At 65.1% G+C, this 20,174-nt stretch carries 19 protein-coding genes; 9 read left to right on the top strand and 10 right to left on the bottom strand.

Annotated features, from left to right (window positions below):
• Positions 1–10 precede the first annotated feature (10 nt).
• The 3 genes from PDMSB3_RS25925 to hutC (PDMSB3_RS25915) are packed head-to-tail and all read left to right on the top strand — an operon-like array spanning position 11 to position 2,418.
• Positions 11–673, top strand: a complete 663-nt coding sequence (locus PDMSB3_RS25925) for an amino acid ABC transporter permease (protein ID WP_007176881.1) — start codon at positions 11–13, stop codon at positions 671–673.
• Positions 674–692: 19 nt separating this feature from the next.
• Positions 693–1,562 carry an amino acid ABC transporter ATP-binding protein gene (locus PDMSB3_RS25920; RefSeq protein ID WP_007176880.1) on the top strand — a complete coding sequence of 290 codons (870 nt, stop codon included), beginning with the start codon at positions 693–695 and terminating at the stop codon, positions 1,560–1,562.
• A 52-nt stretch (positions 1,563–1,614) separates the two neighbouring features.
• Positions 1,615–2,418 (top strand): histidine utilization repressor, encoded by an 804-nt coding sequence (hutC, locus tag PDMSB3_RS25915; protein ID WP_007176879.1) that lies wholly within the window; start codon positions 1,615–1,617, stop codon positions 2,416–2,418.
• Between the two features lie 24 nt (positions 2,419–2,442).
• On the opposite strand, the gene hutC (PDMSB3_RS25910) is transcribed toward hutC (PDMSB3_RS25915), so the two are convergent.
• The 9 genes from hutC (PDMSB3_RS25910) to PDMSB3_RS25870 form a co-directional block, all read right to left on the bottom strand.
• Positions 2,443–3,171, bottom strand: coding sequence for a histidine utilization repressor (hutC, locus tag PDMSB3_RS25910; protein WP_007176878.1), 729 nt, complete (start codon positions 3,169–3,171; stop codon positions 2,443–2,445).
• 124 nt (positions 3,172–3,295) lie between these two features.
• Positions 3,296–4,945 (bottom strand): HAL/PAL/TAL family ammonia-lyase, encoded by a 1,650-nt coding sequence (locus tag PDMSB3_RS25905; RefSeq protein WP_007176877.1) that lies wholly within the window; start codon positions 4,943–4,945, stop codon positions 3,296–3,298.
• A gap of 38 nt (positions 4,946–4,983) precedes the next feature.
• A complete protein-coding gene (locus PDMSB3_RS25900; RefSeq protein WP_007176876.1) occupies positions 4,984–5,775 on the bottom strand; it encodes an ABC transporter ATP-binding protein in 792 nt (263 codons plus the stop codon).
• Between the two features lie 35 nt (positions 5,776–5,810).
• Positions 5,811–6,566: an ABC transporter permease gene (locus PDMSB3_RS25895; RefSeq protein ID WP_165188159.1), complete on the bottom strand. Its 756-nt coding sequence runs from the start codon at positions 6,564–6,566 to the stop codon at positions 5,811–5,813.
• 14 nt (positions 6,567–6,580) lie between these two features.
• The gene (locus PDMSB3_RS25890) at positions 6,581–7,303 is read right to left on the bottom strand and encodes an ABC transporter permease (protein WP_007176874.1); all 723 of its coding nucleotides are present in this window, start codon (positions 7,301–7,303) and stop codon (positions 6,581–6,583) included.
• A gap of 135 nt (positions 7,304–7,438) precedes the next feature.
• Positions 7,439–8,299, bottom strand: a complete 861-nt coding sequence (locus PDMSB3_RS25885; protein WP_007176873.1) for a transporter substrate-binding domain-containing protein — start codon at positions 8,297–8,299, stop codon at positions 7,439–7,441.
• 293 nt (positions 8,300–8,592) lie between these two features.
• A complete protein-coding gene (locus tag PDMSB3_RS25880) occupies positions 8,593–9,273 on the bottom strand; it encodes a methyltransferase family protein (RefSeq protein WP_007176872.1) in 681 nt (226 codons plus the stop codon).
• A gap of 12 nt (positions 9,274–9,285) precedes the next feature.
• The gene (locus tag PDMSB3_RS25875; RefSeq protein WP_165188157.1) at positions 9,286–10,122 is read right to left on the bottom strand and encodes an arylamine N-acetyltransferase family protein; all 837 of its coding nucleotides are present in this window, start codon (positions 10,120–10,122) and stop codon (positions 9,286–9,288) included.
• A gap of 180 nt (positions 10,123–10,302) precedes the next feature.
• Positions 10,303–10,986, bottom strand: coding sequence for a hypothetical protein (locus tag PDMSB3_RS25870; protein WP_165188155.1), 684 nt, complete (start codon positions 10,984–10,986; stop codon positions 10,303–10,305).
• 337 nt (positions 10,987–11,323) lie between these two features.
• On the opposite strand from PDMSB3_RS25870, the gene PDMSB3_RS25865 reads away from it, so the two are divergent.
• The 6 genes from PDMSB3_RS25865 to PDMSB3_RS25840 all read left to right on the top strand — a co-directional run bounded on the left by PDMSB3_RS25865 (position 11,324) and on the right by PDMSB3_RS25840 (position 19,238).
• Positions 11,324–12,856, top strand: coding sequence for a carbohydrate porin (locus PDMSB3_RS25865; RefSeq protein WP_165188153.1), 1,533 nt, complete (start codon positions 11,324–11,326; stop codon positions 12,854–12,856).
• 101 nt (positions 12,857–12,957) lie between these two features.
• Positions 12,958–14,109, top strand: coding sequence for an NHL repeat-containing protein (locus PDMSB3_RS25860; protein ID WP_035517134.1), 1,152 nt, complete (start codon positions 12,958–12,960; stop codon positions 14,107–14,109).
• 37 nt (positions 14,110–14,146) lie between these two features.
• On the top strand, positions 14,147–15,454 hold the full coding sequence (gene efeB, locus PDMSB3_RS25855; protein ID WP_007176867.1) for an iron uptake transporter deferrochelatase/peroxidase subunit: 1,308 nt from the start codon (positions 14,147–14,149) through the stop codon (positions 15,452–15,454).
• 60 nt (positions 15,455–15,514) lie between these two features.
• Complete coding sequence (locus PDMSB3_RS25850) at positions 15,515–16,546, top strand: iron ABC transporter substrate-binding protein (RefSeq protein WP_007176866.1); 1,032 nt, start codon at positions 15,515–15,517, stop codon at positions 16,544–16,546.
• A complete protein-coding gene (locus PDMSB3_RS25845) occupies positions 16,547–18,151 on the top strand; it encodes an ABC transporter permease (protein WP_007176865.1) in 1,605 nt (534 codons plus the stop codon).
• Positions 18,152–18,179: 28 nt separating this feature from the next.
• The gene (locus tag PDMSB3_RS25840) at positions 18,180–19,238 is read left to right on the top strand and encodes an ABC transporter ATP-binding protein (protein WP_007176864.1); all 1,059 of its coding nucleotides are present in this window, start codon (positions 18,180–18,182) and stop codon (positions 19,236–19,238) included.
• Here PDMSB3_RS25840 and PDMSB3_RS25835 read toward each other — a convergent pair.
• Positions 19,223–20,095 (bottom strand): LysR family transcriptional regulator, encoded by an 873-nt coding sequence (locus tag PDMSB3_RS25835; RefSeq protein WP_007176863.1) that lies wholly within the window; start codon positions 20,093–20,095, stop codon positions 19,223–19,225. The genes PDMSB3_RS25840 and PDMSB3_RS25835 overlap by 16 nt on opposite strands.
• Between the last annotated feature and the right edge of the window lie 79 nt (positions 20,096–20,174).

Raw genomic sequence — 20,174 nt, 5'->3', positions numbered from 1 at the left:
AATCCACGCCATGCAAAAGCTCGATCCCACCGTCATCACGCACAATCTTCAGCCGATCGCGGCGGGCCTCGCCACGACGCTCGGCACCTGGGCTGCGGGCGTCGTGATCGGCATGCTGATCGGCTTTCTGATTGCGGTGCTGCAACTCTTCTGCGGCCGCTGGGTGCGCGGCATCTTGCGTGTATATATCGAACTGTTTCGCGGCACGCCGTTTCTCGTGCAACTCTTTTTGCTGTATTACGGCGGGCCGTCCTTCGGCCTCACGCTCGAACCGATGACCGCCGGTGTGCTCGGTTTGGGCCTGTACGGCAGCGCGTATTTCGCCGAAGCCTTCCGCTCCGGCTTTCAATCGGTGCCACCCGGTCACCTCGAAGCGGCGTCGTGTCTCGGCCTCACGCGCTGGCAGGCGGTTCTGCGTATTCAGGTGCCGCAAATGCTCGTGCTGATCGTGCCCGCGCTGACCAATCTGATCATCGTGCTGAGCAAGGAAACGGCCGTATTGTCCATCGTCACCGTGCCCGAGCTCACGTTCGTGCTCACCGGTATCGGCTCGGCAACCTTTGCCTTCGTCGAAACGCTGCTTGTGCTGTGCGTGTGCTACCTCGCGCTGGTCGAACTGACTTCGCGCGCGGGCATGTGGGCCGAAGCCCGCATCGCGCGCTTCATGGCGTGAACGGAAACGGGACTCTCTTATGACCATCATCACCGACATGCCCTCTTCCGCGTCCACTGCCCATGTCGAATCAACGTCCGGTGCGCCGTTGATCGAAGTGCGCGACCTGCGCAAACGCTTCGGCGAAGTCGAAGTGCTGCGCGGCGTCGATCTCGAGATCGCGCGCTCTGAAGTGGTGTGCATCATCGGCCCGTCCGGCTCGGGCAAAAGCACGCTGCTGCGCTGCCTCGCCGCGCTCGAAACCTACGATCAGGGGGACGTTCGTATCGAAGGCGAACTGCTCGGCTATAGCGAGCGCAACGGCAAGCGCGTGCGCGCCTCGCAAAGCGAAATCAACCGCGTACGGCGCAACGTCGGCATGGTGTTTCAGCAATTCAATCTGTGGCCGCACATGACAGCGCTCGGCAACGTAATGGAATCGCTGCTGCGCGTTCGGCATCTGTCGCGCGACGAAGCGCGCCGCCGCGCCAACGCGATGCTCGAAACGGTGGGCCTCGCGCACAAGGGCGACGCGTATCCGGCCAAGCTCTCGGGCGGCCAGCAGCAGCGCGTGGCGATTGCGCGGGCACTCGCAATGGAGCCGCACATCATGCTGTTCGACGAGCCGACCTCGGCGCTCGACCCGGAACTGGTCGGCGAAGTGCTGCAAGTGATGAAACAGCTCGCGCGCGACGGCATGACGATGGCCGTGGTCACGCATGAAATGGGCTTCGCCGCGCAGGTCGCGGATAAAGTCATGTTCATCGATCAGGGCCGTATCGCCGTGCAAGGCAAACCGCGCGATGTCTTTCACGACGCCGGCCAGCCGCGCTTGCGGCAGTTCCTGCAGAACTACTTCGACCGCAACGCGTTCTGGACACGCGGCCCCGACGACGCGCAGCCGCTATGAGCGCGCGCCGCTTTCCGCCTGCCTCACGCGGACACTGACGCAAGGGCCGCCGATGTCCTCCACCGTTCGCAGCCGGGCTCATGACAAGCCGCTTTCCGCCGCGGCGATGAAGGCCGCGCGCGCCGCGACCGACGCGCCGGCCGCGCGCTACGAACAGGTCAAGAGCCATATCCGGCACATCATCGAATCGGGCGAGCGCCACGCGGGCGACCGCCTGCCGTCCGAGCTCGATCTGGTCGCGACGCTCGGCGTGTCGCGCATGACGGTCAATCGCGCGCTGCGCGAGCTCGCTGAAGAAGGGCTCGTGACGCGCGTCTCCGGGGTCGGCACCTTCGTCGCGCAGACCAAGCCGCAATCGACGCTGCTGATGATCGCCCATATCGGCGACGAGATCCGGTCACGCGGCCACGAATATCGCTGCGACACGGTGCTGTTGCAGCGCGAAACAGCTTCGGTGATCGTGTCGAACGCGTTAGGGCTTGCGCCGGGCGCTTCGGTGTTTCATGTGATCTGCGTGCATCGCGAGAACGGCTTGCCGGTGCAGCTCGAAGATCGCTATGTGAATCCGGCCATTGCGCCGGATTTTCTGCTACAGGATTTCTCGGCGATCAGGCCGTCGGAATATCTATTCGAGATCGTGCCCGCGCACGACGTCGAGCACGTGGTCGACGCGGGCCTGCCCACGCGTGCCGAGGCCGAACTGCTCGAAATGCGCGTCGAGGAGCCGTGCCTTACGCTGATGCGCCGCACGTGGACGAGCGGTGTGGCGGTCACCTTCGCGCGTTTCGTGCACCCCGGCTCGCGCTACCGGCTAGGCTGCCGCTTCTCGCCGGATCTGTCGCAACGCCAGGGTTGAAAACGCGCTTCGTGTCGAAGCACGCTAGACGTTCCCCGCCAGATGAAAACGCGACGCCGGATGCCACAGTTGCACCGACGTCGCCACGTCGTCACCCACCCATGTGCGACGCCAGAGTTGCAGGCACGGCTCGCCGATATCCATCATCAGATGCCGGCGCACGTATGCGTCCGGCTTCTGCGCATAGATGCGGAACTCCGCGCGCTGGATCGGCGCGAGCCGCACCATGTAGTGATTCGGCGTTTCGATCGTGAAGTCCTGTTGCAGATAATCGGGGAACACCTTCGGGTTGACGTAGCGGTCCTCATACTGGATCGGCTCGCCCTCCTCGCCGTGCACGATACACGAGTGAAACGCCGGCCCGCTGGCGAGACCGAGCGCTTCGAGCGCGTGCGGGTCGTCGCTCGGTTCGAGCGTCAGTACACGCGCCGAATGGCGGTGCCCGCGCGCGGCGATTTCGTCGGCGATGTTGCGGATTTCCAGCACCGTCGATTCGTAGCGCTGCGGCGCGACGAACGTGCCGGAGCCTTGCACGCGCGTGAGCACGCGCTCGGTGGTCAGTTCGCGCAGCGCGCGCGACACCGTCATGCGCGCGACGCCGAATTCCTTGACCAGTTCCGCCTCTGACGGGATCAGGCCACCCGGTTTCCAGTCTCCTTCGCTGATGCGCCTGATCACGTAGCGTTTGATCTGCTCGTAGGCAGGCATCGCTTTCACGGGTGTCTCCTGCTTGCGATCAGGGCGGCCCTGCATCTCTGCGCCTGGCGCGTTTGTAGTTGTGTTCACTCCGACCTCGTGGGTGGTACGCGGGTTGTACCTGGCTGGTACAGCCCGGCCGGCTCGCCGGCGGGTAGCCCGCTCACCGGCACTGTTTCGATCATGCCATGTGCGCGGCGGCCTGCCCGTCGTTGACGGCGATACTCACCGCCGCGCGGACGTGGCCCGCGGCCGCCAGGCTCGTGATCGTGGCGGGCGTCGCCATGCCCAGACCCTCGGCGGACGTGGCCGGCCGGGGGCCAATGTTACCAGGGTTCGGCAACGGCGGCGGCGCTTCGTCGGCGATCATGCGAAAAGCGATGCTCATGTCGTCCGCGAGCGGACGGTCGTCGCGGTAAGCCGGTACGACGCGACGCACGCGCTGCCAGAGGGCTTCGGTGTGCGGTGCGCGCGGCGCGTCGATACTTTGCAGGTCGTAGGCTTGCGCCGCCGCCAGCAATTCGATCGCGACGATGCGCCCGGCGTTGTCGATGATTTCCAGCGCCTTCAGCGCGGCGGGCGTGGCGTGGCACAGGTGGTCTTCCTGCAGGCCCGAAGTGACGCCGCCGTCGAGGCTCGCGGGCAGCGCGAGACGCCGGTTCTGCGCGACCAGCGAGGCGGCAGTGTACTGCGCGATCATGAAGCCCGAGCAGGTGCCGCCCGGCTCGGCGAGAAACGCCGGCAGGCCGCTGACCAGCGGATTGACGAGGCGATCGAGGCGCCGCTCGGCCATCGCCGCGACTTGCGCGATCGCGGTGGCGAGACTGTCCATCGCCAGCGCGATCGAGGCGCCCACCGCGTGCGCCTGCGAATACACGCGCGGCTCTTCCGGCGTGCCGGCGACGATCGGGTTGTCGGTAATCGACGCGAGTTCACGATCGACCACGTCGGCGGTCGCGGTGAGCACGTCGCGTGCGGCGCCATGCACGTGCGGAATGGTCCGCATGCTCAGCGGATCCTGCGTGCGATGGCCGATTACCGCCGCGAGAATGCCGCTGCCGGCCAGCGCGGTGCGCATCCGCTCGCCGACCTTGTTCAGTCCCGGCGAGATGCGCAAGGCGAGCGATTCCTCGTCGAACGCCGCGAGCTGGCCGCGCAGATTCTCGAAGCTCATCGAGGCGACCATATCGGTCCAGTCGAGCAGGCGTTCGGCCCGCGCGAGCGCCAACGCGGCGAGACCGGTGACGCACGGCGTGCCGTTGACCAGGCTCAAGCCCTCCTTAGCTTCGAGCACCAGCGGTTCGAGGCCGATACGTTGCAGCGCGTCGCGTCCGTTGAGCCGCTCGCCGCGAAAGCGCGCATAGCCCTCGCCGATGCAGACGAGCGCGATATGCGCCATATGGCTCAGATAACCGACCGAGCCGAACGCCGGCACTTCCGGCAGGCAATCCGCGTTGAGCAGCGCCATCAGTTGGTCCGCGACTTCGAGGCGAATACCTGAGTGTCCATGCGCGAAGTTGTTGACTGCCGCCGCCATGACCGCGCGCGTTTCGGCGGCGCCGAGCGGCGCGCCGACGCCGACCGCGTGGCTCATCAGGATGTTGCGCGACAACGTGCGCTGTTCGCCCGGCGAAACGATGACGTCGCACAGTGCGCCTACGCCGGTATTCACGCCATACGCGCGAATCCCTCGCTCGACGATCTGTTCGACGAGCACGCGCGCCGCCGCGATGCGCGCGCGGGCGTCGGCGGAAAGTTCGAGCGGCTCGCCGGCGGCAACCGCTGCCACCTGAACCCAGTCGAGAGGACGATTGGAACGGATCACGGCCATGTCAGTGCTCTGGTTGGTCAATTACCTGGTGATGCTGATCAGTTGGTGGTGCGGTCCTGATGGCTCGATACGAACTGGCGGAAGCGATCCGACTTGCATTCGACGAATACTTCGTCCGGCGTGCCGTCGGCCTCCACTTGCCCCTGATGCAGGAACATCACGCGATTGGACACGTGGCGCGCGAAACCCATCTCATGCGTGACAACCAGCATGGTGCGGCCCTCTTCGGCCAGCGAGCGCATCACGCGCAGCACTTCGCCCACCAGTTCGGGGTCGAGCGCGGAAGTCGGCTCGTCGAACAGCATGACTTTCGGATGCATTGCCAACGCGCGTGCAATCGCCACGCGTTGCTGCTGGCCGCCCGACAGATGCGCGGGATAGTGGCCGCGCTTTTCCGCGAGGCCGACTTTCGCGAGCAGCGCCTCGGCCTCTTCCACCGACTCGGCGCGGCTGCGTTTTTGCACGCGCATCGGCCCTTCGATCAGATTTTCCAGCACCGTCATATGCGACCAGAGGTTGAAGTTCTGGAACACCATGCCGAGTTGCGAGCGCACCCGGTCCACCTGGCGGCGGTCGCTCGGTTGCAACCTGCCGTCGCCGCGGCGCTTCATTTTCAACTCTTCGCCGGCCAGCGCGACCGAGCCGTCGTCGGGCGTTTCGAGCAGATTCAGACAGCGCAGGAAGGTGCTCTTGCCGGAGCCGCTCGCGCCGAGAATCGAGATCACGTCGCCCTGGTGGGCGTCGAGCGAAATGCCTTTGAGCACGTGATGATCGCCGAACGATTTGTGAATGTTCTTGACCGACAGTGCAACGGGTGCCGTAGCGTTCATGGGATTCTCCAGATTCATCCAGGATGGGCGGCCGTTCAGGGCGCGGCGCGGCGTGCTTCGGTGGAGGTGGAAACCGGGCGGCTCGCCGCGGCCTGCGGGCGTGCCGCGCGCAGGTGGCGCGACAGACGCGTTTCGAGCAGGCCCAGCAGGCGCACGATCACGAAATTCAGGAACAGATAGATCAGCGCGGCGCAGATGAAGACTTCCGTCGTGCGATAGGTTTGCTGGATGATCTGCTGCGCGACGCCGGTCACTTCCCACACGGTGACGAGACTCGCAAGCGCGGTGGATTTGACGAGCAGCACGGCTTCGGTCGAATACGCGGGTAAGCACTGGCGCAACGCGATCGGACCGATCACGCGGCGCAGCAGCGCGAAGCCCGACAGGCCGATCGAATAACCGGCCTCGATCTGGCCGACCGGCACCGCCATCAAGCCGCCGCGAATGATTTCGGCGGTATAGCCGGCCGTGCATAGCGCGAGCGACAACACCGCGCACATATAAGGCTCGCGCAGCACAGGCCACAGAAAGCTCTCGCGGATCACGCCGAACTGACCCATGCCGTAGTACACGAGGAACATCTGGATCAGCAGCGGCGAGCCGCGAAACACGAGGATATAAGCGCGCGCGAAGCGGTTCGGCAGCCAGTGCGGCGACACGCGCATCGTGACGATCACGAGCGAGAGCAGGCCGCCGAGAATCAGCGAACAGAAGAACAGGCCCAGCGTGGTCGGCACGGCCGCGAGCAGTTGCTTGAGCGTGTCGAACAGGAAGTCGAAGTCGAAATGCATGGTGGCCGCCCTCGTCAGTTACGCGCGAAGTTGCGCTTGAAGGACCGGCCCACGCGCGCTTCGGCGCGATTGAAGACGCGGTTCGAGATGCTGGTCATGAGCAGATAAAGCGCGCCGCCCACCACGAAGAACGTGAAGTATTGATGCGTGGACCCCGCCGCCACCTGGCTCGTGCGCAGCAATTCGGCGAGCCCCGTCACGGAGATCAGCGCCGAGTCCTTCAGGCTCAGTTGCCAGACATTGCCGATGCCGGGCAACGCGAACCGCAGCACTTGCGGAATCAGGATGCGGCGCGCCATCGTCAGCGTCGGCATGCCGATCGCGCGCGCGGCTTCGAGTTCGCCGCGCGACACCGCCAGCACCGCAGAGCGGTACACCTCGGCCTGATAGGCGCCCGAAATCATGCCCACGGCCAGCGCGCCGATCACGAACGGCGGCACGCCGACGAAACCTTCCGCGCCGAACCACTGGCCGACTGTCGTGACGAGCGTCGAGCCGCCGAAATAGAACAGATAGATGACGAGCAGTTCAGGCACGCCACGAAACACCGTGGTGTAGATATCGCCGATCACGCGCAACGTACGCAAACGCGACAGCTTGGCCGCGGCCACCAGCGCGCCGAACACGGCGCCGACCGCGAGCGCCGCGAGCGTGAGCGCGACCGTCATCAACGCCGCGAGCAGCAATACGCCGCCCCAGCCTTCCGGCCCGAAGCCGAGCATCTGTATCAGAGCCATTTTCTACCTCTCATCCATGACGGCGGATCGAACCGGCCGGCGCGCGCCGCATCGTCTGAACGCGCTCAGGAAAACGCCGGGCTGCCCGCAGGTTGTGCCGCGCGCGAAGCGAGCGGCCCGCGGGCGCCCGCTAAATCAAGGCGTGACGTCGGTCTTGAACCACTTGTTGGAGAGCTTCTTGACGGTGCCGTCGGCAAGCGCGGCGCTGATCGCGGTGTCGAACTTCGCTTTCAGATCGGCGTCCTGCTTGCGGAATGCCAGACCTTCGCCCGGCCCCCAGATCGGGCCGCCGATCTTCGGGCCGGCCATCACGATCGACGCGGTTTCTTTCTTGTCGATGTTGGCCGCGTAGTACGTCACGTCGTCGAACGAAGCGTCGATGCGGCCGTTGGCCAGATCCAGATCGCGCTCGGGCGAGGTCTTGTAGACTCGAATCGTGGCGATGTCCTTGAAGCCGTCATTGATAAATTTGGTGTAGACCGTGCCCGACTGGATGCCGATGGTCTTGCCCTTCAGTTGCTTGCGCAAAGCGTCGACGGTCGGCTGGTCGGTCTTCGGATCGCCCGTCAGCTTGACGACGCCCGCGCCCGGCGCGGCTTTGGGCAGAATCTTCGCGTCGGCTATGGCGAACGTGGCGGGCGTGGCGGCGTATGGCTTCGAGAAGGCGATGATCTTTTCACGCTCCGGCGTGATCGAGATCGCATCCATCAGGACGTCGAATTTGCCTGCCTGCAGACCGGGAATCATGCCGTCCCAGTCTTGCGCCACGAGGTTGCATTGCAGCTTGATGCGCTCGCACAGGTTGGCGACCAGTTCAGGTTCGAAGCCGCCCAGCTTGCCGCCCGGCAAGGTCAGATTCCACGGGGCGTAGCCGCCTTCGAGCGCGATCGTCACCGTCTTCCAGTCTTTGGCCTGCACCGGTGCCGCGAAAATCGCTGCGGCGCCGATCACGGCGCCGATCAATGCTTTTGCTGCCGTCGTGCGCTTCACTTTCACGTCCAAACTCCTTTGATTGAGGAAACCGTCGAACTGAGTGTTTCACCGCTGCTTAATTTGTATAGACAAGTCTGCATGAGTCAAAAAGCCGTCGCAAGAAAATTTGTGGAAAATTGACGGGGTCATCGGGTAAGCCCCTAGGCGATGCGGTACGACGCGGGTTGACGGGGAGTTTTCAACGTGTGCAACGTGATTGGCATGCGCCGCCGCATGGGCCGGCGCAGTTTGTTTTGTCTAGACAGGTTGATGCGTGACAAGCCGACACGCGGGCGGCAACGGCGGCCCGATACGGCCTACCAGACGAACGGCACGAACCGGTAACGCACGCGCGACATGTAGTCCGCGTAACCGTCGAGTTGCGCGGCCAGCATCCGCTCTTCGCGCACCGCGCGCCAGCCGATGGCGAGCACCATGACCGGCACGAAGGCCAGACCCCACCACGATCCCAGCAACAACGGCGTGCCGACGAACATCAGCAGGGCGGCGGAATACATGGGATGACGGACATGCGCGTAAAGGCCGGTGTCGATCACCTTATGTCCGCGACTCGTCTGGATCTTGACGACCGGCGCGGCATAGCTATTGGCCTGGAACACGAAACGGCACATGAAGAGGCACAGGAACACGCAGAGCGAGCCAAGGCTGACCAGCGCGACCGGCAGTGGCGCGGTCCAATGAAAGCGCATCGCGTCGAACGCCATCAGCACCAGCCAGCCGCACCACGTCACCGAAACGCCCACCATGAAAATGCGGTCCCAGCGGCTTTGCTGCTCCTGCACGAACGGCGACAACCGCTCGGCAAGCAAGCCGGGATCATGGCGCGCCAGCCACAAACCGATCCACAGGCTCAGCACGCCCAACTCGATCACGTACCACCACGCGGCCGGCCATGCAAAGGTGCCCGCCGCGCCGAACAGCAGCACGCCCATGCCCACCAGCCAGACCACGGTTTGGAAAATGAGGCGTGCGATCATGGCCGTTCGTTGCTATGCGGTTGCGACCGGCGTGCGCACGCGCTCGAATATCTCTGCGATGTCGAACTCGCCGGTGTTCAAGCCGAACAGATCGCGCAGACACGCGGCAAGTTCACCCGCGCTCCTGAGTTGCCGCTCGCTGATGAGCCGGCCGTCCGCGGCGCGCTCGCTCAGTTGATCGTTGAGCAATGCGAGCCGCGCTTCGGGCAACACGCGGCACACGATCAGGGTGCTCGCAAAAACCGCTTCCGGCGAGGTCGACGTGTACCAGTTCGAGGTTTCGTAATCGATCCACTCCACCGGATGCAGATCGAAGCGGTACACCCTCGCCCAGCTTTCGTCACGCGCCTGCACTTCCAGATAGAGCGCCTCGCGCGATGCATCGGCAAGACGGAACGTGCCGAGTTCGGTGGGCTGCGCGAGGCCCGCGGTCAGCCGCAGCGGCGCGGTCAGCGTCACGCTGCCGAAGCCGACGTCGGCGATCCAGGCTTCGTCGTTCAGGTCGATGCGCAAAACCATATGCGTGCGCGGCGGAACGTCGTCCGATTCGCGGCCCCAGAGCACACGACCGAGCAATGGCGTGACCGTGAAGCCCAACTGAAGCAGCACGTCGGCGAACAGCGCGTTCTGTTCGAAGCAGTAGCCGCCGCGATGCCCGGTGACGAGTTTGCGCTCCACCGCCTCGAGATCCAGTTTCACAGGACGCCGCGTGAACGGGTTCAGGTTCTCGAACGGGATCGCGCGCGGGTGCAAGCGGTGAAGCGTGTGAAGCACTTCCAGCGTTGCCGCGCGCGGACCGTCGTAGCCTATGCGGGCGAAGTAGTTTTCCAGATTCACTGTGTGAGACATCGGCAGGCTTCCGGTATGGTTTTGGGCGCCGGACGCTGATCCGTTCTGTGCGACCGTGCGGTTTCGGGAATCGATCATAGCCGCTTTTGTGGCCGGCTCGCTGCCGCGGTCCTTCGCTGTTTTCGTAGCACCGGCCGGCGCCGCCCGTGCGAGGGCGGCGCTTATCTCCGAAGCCGCGTGTTACTGTCCGCCCTTTAACGCCGAGGTCGCAATGGACGGCACGCTGATGCCGTGGCTCGACGCGAACTGCACGGCCGAGCTCAGCGTCGACATCAACGATTGCAACTGGCCCGGCGCCGATTGTGCGATGTACGAGGCGCTCTGCGCCGTCTGCGGATTCATGCCCGCCTGCAGCAGCGACGACGGACTCATCTGGCCGATGCTGCCGAGCCCCGACTGCAGGCTGGAGTACTGGCTCACGCCCTTACCGAGCGAAGACAAACCGTCAGTAAAGGCCTCCTTGTTGATCGGCGTAGCCGACGCCGTGCCGCCTGCCCGGCTCGCGAAGGCCTGGGTCAGCGTTTGCGAGAGCGACTGCTGCGTGCTGCCGACCTGGGTCAACTGACTCACCGAAGGCGTGCCGCCGCTCAGCAATCCCGCCGCCTGCTGCGCCTGTCCTGCCGCACTGCTCATACCCATCGCGGAGGCAAGACTCGACTGCCCGCTGAGCACCTGCTGGTTCGCGCCCACATAGGTCTGCAACAGTTGCGACACGCCGCCCGACGACGCCGTCGCCCCAGCGCCCGCCGAACTGTCACCGCCGCCTATGCCGAACTGCTTGAGATTCAGCTGCGCATTCGACACGCCGCTCACCAGCAAACCGCCGCTCGCCAGCAACGAAATCAACACCATGCGTTTGTTCATATCTATCTCCTGAATGGGCGTTATGGGTAGGTGTGCGGATTCGACAGCACACCCCGCAACGCGTTCGATAGGACCACCACCATACGGTTTCATTACGATCACATTCACCGCGAATTACATGCAAATAGCCTTTCGTAGCAGTGCGTAAAGAGCAAAGTTATATGTCAGTAATATTGATGCGAATCGTTCTCATTTGTGTTGACGCACCTATTTCGCATGCGTACGATCTCGCCATCTGCTGCAGTTGGTGTCGCGAACCGATGCGGCAAAATCGCGGACACGCGGCGACGTGCCGCAACGGTTCAAATCAGTCGATACAACACCAATAAGGATTTCGATGAAGTTCGCCCATTTCAACGGACCCCGCGTGAAAGCGCGTCCGTTTCGCGATTCCGTGCCACGCGCCAGTGCGGCGCGCCGTTCGCGCCTCGCCTGTTTGCCCTCCATGCGGCGCGCCGCGCTTTGCACGGCGTTCGCGTGGGCTTCGCTGACAGCCGGCGCGGCCATGGCCGAAGCCAATCCCGACGCCACGCCGGAAGCGCCCGAGGCCGACCTGAAGATTCAGGCGACCCAGACGAACCAGTGGACCGGCTTCTGGAATCGACAGCAGATGCTCGGCGACATCGGCGGCCTGCGCCCCTGGCTCGGCAAATACGGCGTGACCTTCACGCTCACCGAAACCAGCGAAGTGCTCGCCAACCTGCGCGGCGGTCTCGCGCACGGCGCCGACTACGACGGCCTGACGACCGGCACCGTGCAACTGGACACGCAAAAGGCATTCGGCCTGCCGGGCGGCCTGTTCAATGTCAGCGCGTTGCAGATTCACGGCGCCAATCTCAGCGCCAACAAGCTCGGCACGCTGAACACGGCGAGCGGCATCGAAGCGGACGACGCCACTCGCCTGTGGGAATTGTGGTATCAGCAGTCGTTCCTGAACAGGCGCATCGACGTGAAGATCGGTCAGCAAAGTATCGACCAGGAATTCATCACCAGCACGTATTCGGCGCTGTTCGTCAACACGATGTTCGGCTGGCCTGCCCTGCCCTCGTATGACATGCCGTCCGGCGGCCCGGCGTATCCGCTGTCCGACCTCGGCGTGCGCGTGCGCGGCCAGATCACGCCTTCATTGACCGCGCTGGCCGGCGTATTCGACGGCGATCCGCTCGGCAACAACCCCGACAACAAGAGCGGCACCAACTTCAACCTGCACAACGGCACGCTGTTCATCGGCGAATTGCAGTATGCGATCAACCAGCCGGCCGACGGCGAAATGGTCGGCGCGGGCGGCGGCGGTTTGCCCGGCACCTACAAGCTCGGTGTCTGGTACAACAACGGCAGCTTCGCGGACCAACGCTACGACAACACCGGCCTGTCGCTCGCCAGTCCGGCCACCAGCGGCGTCGCCCAGAATCATCACGGCGACTACAGCATCTACGCGGTGGCCGACCAGATGATCTGGCGTCCGGACCCGGACGAGGCGCGCAGCATCGGCGTATTCGCGCGCGTGATGGGCGCGCCCGGCGACCGCAACCTGGTGAGCCTCGCCGCCAACCTCGGCGTGGTGATGAAAGCGCCGTTCGCCGGCCGCGACAACGACAGCGTGGGCCTCGCGCTCACCTACATCAAGGTCGGCAACCACGTGAACGGCCTCGATCTGGACAGCCGCGCATTCAGCAACGGTCCTTATGGCGTGCGCACCAGTGAAACCACGCTCGAGGCGACCTACCAGTATCAGGTCAATCCGTGGTGGCAACTGCAAGCCGATGCGCAATACACCTTCAACGCCGGCGCCGGCCAGAATCCGAACGATCCGACGCAACCGCTGCGCAACACGTTCGTCATCGGCCTGCGGACCAACATCAATTTCTGATGACACCCGCGCCCAATTCACACGCTACCGACAATATCGAATCCCATGCTTTCGATCATGACCGCAACCCCCGCTTTGTGCGCAGGCACGGAGGCTCAATCGTGAACAACCCCACGCGCAAGTTTTCGCCGCGCGCCGCGCGGGCCCTGATCGCCGCCGCTGTCGGCGCAGCCGCATTCGTGAGCGCCGGCAGCGCGCACGCCGAACCGCAAGGTTTCCTCGAAACCGTCAAGCATCACACCACGCTGATCAACACCGTGCCGGGCAACGGCGACCAGAATCCGTACGCCGTGGTGGTCGCGCCGGTCACGGCCGGCACGGTCAAGCAAGGCGATGTGCTGGTCGGCAACTTCAATAACTCAACCAATCTGCAGGGCACCGGCAGCACGATCATCAACTATCACCCCGACACCAAAGAGATGACGGTGTTCGCCACGGTGCCGCGCGACCTGAAGGAATGCCCCGGCGGCATCGGCCTGTCGACCGCGATGACGATGCTGAAGTCCGGCTACGTGATCGTCGGCAGCACGCCGAGCAACGACGGCACCACCGGCACGAAGGGCGCCGGCTGCCTGATCGTGATCGATCCGCAAGGCAAGGTCGCCTCGACCATCAGCAGCCCGAACATCAACGATCCGTGGGGCAACATGGCGGTAGTCGACAACGGCACCAGCGCGACGCTGTTCGTCAGCATGGCCGGCTTCGGCGTGGGCGGCGCGGACGGCAATCCGCCGGTGTTCAAGCAGGCCACCGTGCTGCGTCTGGATCTCGACGTGCCGGCCGGCAAGCCGCCGGTCGTGAAGAAGGAAACGGTGGTGGGCAGCGGCTTCGGCGCCCAGGCGGACAAGGGCGTGTTCCTCGTCGGCCCGACCGGCCTCGCGCTCTCGGGCGATCAGAAACTGCTGTATGTCTCCGACGCGATCGGCAACCGCATCACCGAAATCGACGAACCCATGACGCGCGACACGAGCGCGGGCGTCGGCCGTCAACTGACCGCCGACGGCCTGCTGCACCGGCCGCTCGCGATGGTGACCGCGCCCAACGGCCACCTGCTCGTGACCAATGCGCTGAACGGCCAGATCGTGGAAATCGATCCGGCCAGCGGCAAGCAGATTTACGCGCGCTGGATCGACACCGACAAGGCGCAATCGCCCCCGGGCAACGGCGACCTGTTCGGCCTCGCGATGACGCCTGAAGGCGACGGTTTCTACTACGTGCAGGACGACGTGAACACGCTGGTGCTCGCGAAGTAAGTCGCGCATTCCAAAGCCAAACGAAGGTGAAGTAACCATGGCAAATGATCAACCCCCGCGGCCCTCACGGCGCGGGTTCCTCAAGGCGGGCGGCGTCGCGGTCGCGGCGGGCGCGAGCCTCGGCGCGGGCCTGGCTGCGCCGCAGAATGCGCTCGGCAAAACGCAGCCGCATGCCGCCGCCGATCCGCAGATGGCCGTCGAGCCGTTCTACGGCGCGCATCAGGGCGGCATCGTCACGCCGCAGCAAAGCCACACGTACGTCGCCGCACTCGATCTGACCACCGAGAAGCGTGACGACGTGATCGCCCTGCTGCGTGCGTGGACCGAGGCGGCCGCGCGTCTCACGCAAGGCGGCACGGCCGCGCCGCTGCCCACGGGCGATGCCGGCGACAACAAGGCCGCGCCCGATTCCGGCGACGTGCTCGGCCTCGGCCCGTGCGGGCTGACGATCACCTTCGGCTTCGGCCCCGGCCTCTTCACGCATGAAGGCAAGGATCGCTACGGCCTCGCCGCGCGCCGCCCCGCCGCGCTCGTCGATCTGCCGCGCTTTAACGGCGACCAGTTGATCAAGGAGAAAACCGGCGGCGACCTGTACATCCAGGCTTGCGCGAACGACGCGCAGGTTGCGTTTCACGCTGTGCGTCAATTGTCGCGCATGGCGTACGGCACGGCGGCGATGCGCTGGGGCCAGTCCGGCTTCCTGTCGGGTCCGCGCGGTCAGACGCCACGCAATCTGATGGGCTTCAAGGACGGCACCAACAATCCGTCCACCGCGAAGCCGCAGTTGATGAACCAGTTCGTGTGGGCCGGCGCCAGCGCCGACGCGCCGTGGATGGAAGGCGGCACCTACACCGTGGTGCGGCGCATCCGCATCACGCTGGAGCACTGGGACAACACCGAACTGGACTTCCAGGAACAGGTGTTCGGGCGCCACAAGTACAGCGGCGCGCCGATCGGCAAGAAGAACGAGTTCGACGCCGTCGACCTGAAGGAAGAGGACAAGGACGGCAATCCGGTGATTCCGGAGAACTCGCACGTGCGTCTGTCGAATCAGGCGAGCAACAACGGCGCGCAGATTCTGCGCCGTTCGTACTCGTATAACGACGGCACCAACTTCTATATCGAACGCTGGCCGCCATGGCGCCAGGAAACGGAGTACGACGCGGGCCTCATCTTCATTGCGCATCAGAGCGACCCGCGCACCGGCTTCATTCCGATCAACGACAGACTCGCGAAGTTCGACATGATGAACCAGTTCACGACGCATGTCGGCAGCGCGATTTTCGCCGTGCCGCCGGGCGCGAAGCCGGGTTCGTATATCGGCGCGGGATTGTTCGAGACCTGAAGCACGCAGGGCAGTCAACAAAACACAAATCAACTACAACATCACAACGGACTCTGAATCATGGCTTACAACTCGTTTGGCACTCGTCTGCGTGTTCTGGGCAGCGTGGCCGCGCTCATGCTGGCCGCTTTCGCGACGATGCCCTCGGCGGCTCAGGCCGCGTCGATCACGCTGTATAACGCGCAGCACGAGCAGGTCGTCAATCTGCTTGCCAGGGACTTCGAAAAACAGTCGGGCATCTCGGTGAAGATCCGCAACGGCGAAGGCCCGGCGATGGCCGCGCAGATCGTCGCCGAAGGCGCCGCCACACCCGCCGACGTGTACTTCACGGAAAACTCGCCGGAGCTGATGCTGCTCGAAGAGAAAGGCCTGCTGAGCAAGGTGGACAGCTCGACGCTCGCCACCGTGCCGGCGCGTTTCAGCTCGCCGAGCGGCGCATGGGTCGCGGTGACCGCGCGTGAAAACGTGCTCGCCTACAACACCACCAAGGTCCAGGCAGCGCAACTGCCGCAATCGCTGTTCGATCTCGCCAGGCCGGAATGGAAAGGCAAGATCGGTATTGCCCCGAGCGACGGCGACTTTCTGCCGCTCGTCTCCGCCGTGCTCGCGCTGAAGGGCGAAGCGCAAACGGTGCAATGGCTCAAGGGCCTGAAAGCCAACGCGCAGATTTTCGACGACGACGAAGGCGTGGTCGCCGCCGTGAACCGCGGCGGTGTCGCGACCGGCCTGATCAACAACTACTACTGGGCGCGTCTGCATGCCGAACTCGGCGATAGCAAAACCCGCAGCGCGATCTATCATTTCGGCAACGGCGACGCCGGCGCGGCGGTGAACGTGTCGGGCGCCGCGGTGCTCAAGTCCGCCCACAACGCGGACGGCGCACAGAAGTTTCTCGCGTACCTGGTCAGCGACCGCGCGCAACAGTTGATGGCGAACAGCCACGTGATGTTCGAATATCCGCTGCACGCAGGCATCGCACCGGATCCGATCCTCAAGCCTTTTGCCGAACTGAGCCCGCCGCCGCTGACGATCCAGCAACTCGGCGACGACAGCCAGGCCGGCAAGCTGCTGCGTCAGGCAGGCCTGCTGTAAATGAGCGAAGCTTTGTCAGCCGGCCCACCGGCTGTCTCCCCTATCCCGGCGCGCGCCCGTTCGCGCGCGCCGCGCGGTCTGTTCGCGGCAGCGGCACTCAGCGCTTTGCTGGTGTTGCTGCCGATTGCGTTTACGTTCTGGCGCGCAGCGAGCTTCGGCGCGGCCGAGGCGGTCGATCTGGTGTTCCGCCCGCTCGTCGGCGAGTTGCTGGTCAACACGTTGATGATCACCGTCTCGACCACGCTGGTTTCCGCCGTGATCGGCACGGCCGCCGCATGGTTCGTCGAACGCACGCACTTGCCCGGACGCCGCGCGTGGGCCGTGTTGAGCGCCGCGCCGCTCGCCATGCCGGCGTTCATCTCGAGCTATGCGTGGGTGTCGCTGAGCCTGGATCTGCAGGACTTCGCGGGCGCGTTGCTGGTGCTCACCTGCGCGTATTTCCCGCTCGTCTATCTGCCGGTCGCCGCCGCCCTGCGCAGCATGGATCCCGCGCTCGAAGAAAGCGCGCGCGCACTCGGCTGCAACCGATGGACGACCTTCATTCGCGTGGTGCTGCCGCAACTACGCCCCGCGCTGCTCGGCGGCATGCTGCTGGTGGCGCTCGGCGTGCTGTCCGAATTCGGCGCGTTTACGCTGCTGCGTTTTCGCACGTTCACCACGCAGATCTACGCGGAATTCCGCACCAGTTTCGATGGCGGCGGCGCTTCGCTGCTCGCGTGCCTGCTGATCGTGATCTGCCTGATCGTGCTGGCCTTCGAGTTTCGTGTGCGCGGTGCGGCGCGTTATGAACGCGTCGACCGCGGAACACGGCGCGCGGTCCTGCGCTACGACCTCGGCGTATGGCGCTGGATCGTCGTCGCGGGCTTTGCGCTGCTGTCGGTCACGACGCTGGGCGTGCCGCTCGGCATGATCGGCTACTGGCTCACGCAACCGGGCGCGGCCGCCGTCACGCCGGCCGACGTTTCGCCCGAACTGCTGTTCAACGCCACGCTCTCCTCGCTCGGTTTCGGCCTTGCCGCCGCGTTGCTGACCACGCTGCTCGTCGTGCCGCTCGCGTTCCTGCTGGTGCGCTATCCGACCCGTTTCGCGACGCTGTTCGAACGCACGGTGTTTCTCGCGCAAGGCGTGCCGGGTCTGGTGATCGCGCTGGCGATCGTGTCGCTCGCGGTACACGTGCTGCAACCGCTCTATCAGAGCGCAACGCTGCTGGTGATCGCCTACGCGATGCTGTTCATGCCGGTGGCGCTGGTCAGTGTGCGCGCCGCCTTCATGCAGGCGCAGCCGCGCCTCGAAGAGACCGCGCGCGCACTCGGCCTGAACTGGTCGCAAACGCTGTTTCGCGTGGTGTTGCCGCTGGCGGCGCCCGGACTCGGCGCGGCCGCGGCGATGGTGTTCATCTCGGTCGTCACCGAACTGAACGCGACGCTGCTGCTCTCTCCGCTCGACACGCAAACACTCGCCACCCAGGTCTGGGCCGACACCTCGACGATGGCGTTCGCCGCGGCCGCGCCGTATGCGGCGCTACTCACCGGCATTTCGCTGTTCGCCTCGGGGCTGCTGTTCGCGCTGCTCGGCAAATCGGCGCTACTCGGCGAACGCGGCTGACGCGCCGCGCTTTTACCATCGGATTTTCATGAGCGAACTTCGTATCCGCGGGCTGCAAAAATCATTCGACGGCCTGCCGGTGCTGCACGGCATCGACCTGTCCGTCGAGCGCGGCATGCTGCTCGCGCTGCTCGGTCCGTCGGGCAGCGGCAAGACCACCCTGCTGCGCCTCTTGTGCGGTTTCGAACGCGCGGATAACGGCAGTGTCGAGATCGACGGCCGCCGCGTGGCCGGCGACGGTCTGCATGTGCCGTCGGAACAGCGCCATATCGGCTACGTGCCGCAGGAAGGCGCGCTGTTTCCACATCTGTCCGTGGCGGACAACATCGTGTTCGGCCTGCCGCGCGCGCAACGCCGCGCACGGCATCGCGTGGCCGAGTTGCTGGAGCTGGTCGGCTTGCCGGCGAACTTCGGCGAACGCGCGCCGCAACAGCTATCGGGCGGCCAGCAGCAACGCGTCGCGCTGGCGCGCGCGCTCGCGCCGTCGCCTACGCTGGTGATGCTCGACGAGCCCTTCTCGTCGCTCGACGCCGCGTTGCGGCTCGAAACCCGGCAAGCCGTGGCCAGCGCGCTGGCCGCGACCGGTGCGACAGCCGTGCTGGTGACGCACGATCAATCCGAGGCGTTGTCGCTCGGGCATGAAGTGGCGGTCCTATGGAACGGCCGGCTGATCCAGACGGCGACGCCGGAAACGCTCTATCGCCGGCCGGTGACGCGCGAGCTGGCGTCGTTCGTCGGCGAAGCGGTGTTGTTGCCGGGCGTGGTGAGGCAGGACCGCGTGAGCTGTGAACTGGGCGAGTTGCCGTTATCCGGGCCGGTCGGCCAGGGCGCGGTCGATGTGATGGTGCGGCCCGAGCAGATCCGCCTGCTGCGCGCCGAAGAAACGATGCCCGACGGCGCGGGGATTCACGACGCCGTGGTCACCGAAGTGACCTTCCAGGGGCAGGACGCGGGCGTCGCGCTGCAGTTGCGTTCCGACACGCGGACGATGGTCCGCGCGCGCGTGCCCGGTTATCTTTGTCCGCGGCCGGGCGAGCAGGTGCGGCTCGCGGTGGACGGCGAGGTGACGGCTTACGCGCGAGCCTGAGGCCGCTGCGACAGATCCTGCATCATCTGCGCGGCCAGATAATCGCAGGTCGGCCGATCCGACTTGGCGCTGCGCGCCACCACGATTTCCAGCGGCGCGATCTTCGGCAGGCCTTGCGCCTCACCGAGAATCGTTAGCCGCGGCGGCACGCTGCAACGCGTGAGCGCAATCACCGACAAACCCGCATCCACGGTTGCCACCAGTCCCATCAGGCTTGCGCTGCTGAATGCCGCGCGATAGCGGATCCGCGCGCCGTCCAGCGCGGCCAGCGTATGCTGGCGCGCCACGCAGCCCGGCTCATAGAGTCCCACCGGCAGCGGCGACGCCGCCAGCACCGGCGTGTCCAGCGACGCGCCCACCCACACCATCGGCTCGCTGCGCACGAATTCGCCGCGCAACTTGCGGTCGCGCGTGACGAAAGCGAGATCGATCTTGTTATCGGCCAGCATCGGCGCGAGCGACGTGCTCTGCGCGCAGACGATCTCGATCTCCACGTGCGGATACAGATTCGAAAAACGCCGCAACACGGGCGACAGCAGCGAGGAGACGTAATCATCCGGTGCGCCGAGCACCACGCGGCCGGTGACTTCGGGCCGCACGATCGCCGACCACGCCTCCTCATGCAACGCCAGCACGCGCCGCGCGTATTCGAGCAACGTATTGCCCGGCCGCGTGAGCGACAGATTGCGCGTGTTGCGGGCGAACAGCGTTGTGCCGAGCATGGTTTCGAGCCGCTTGATCTGCATGCTGACGGCCGCCTGCGAGCGATGCACGGTCGCCGACGCCTTCGTGAAGCTGCCCGTTTCCACTACCGCGACGAAGGTGCGCAGCAGATCGACGTCGAATTCGGGGTGCATGATTCATCAATTCCGCTTATGGAATTGCTCAATTTAATTCGTTTGTCGGAGCCGTGCAAGCCGCGCAATACTCGCGACA

The organism is Paraburkholderia dioscoreae (assembly GCF_902459535.1).
GTDB classification, from domain to species: domain Bacteria; phylum Pseudomonadota; class Gammaproteobacteria; order Burkholderiales; family Burkholderiaceae; genus Paraburkholderia; species Paraburkholderia dioscoreae.
The sequence above is the reverse complement of the archived record's forward strand: the minus strand, read 5'-3'. Positions and strand labels throughout refer to the sequence as shown.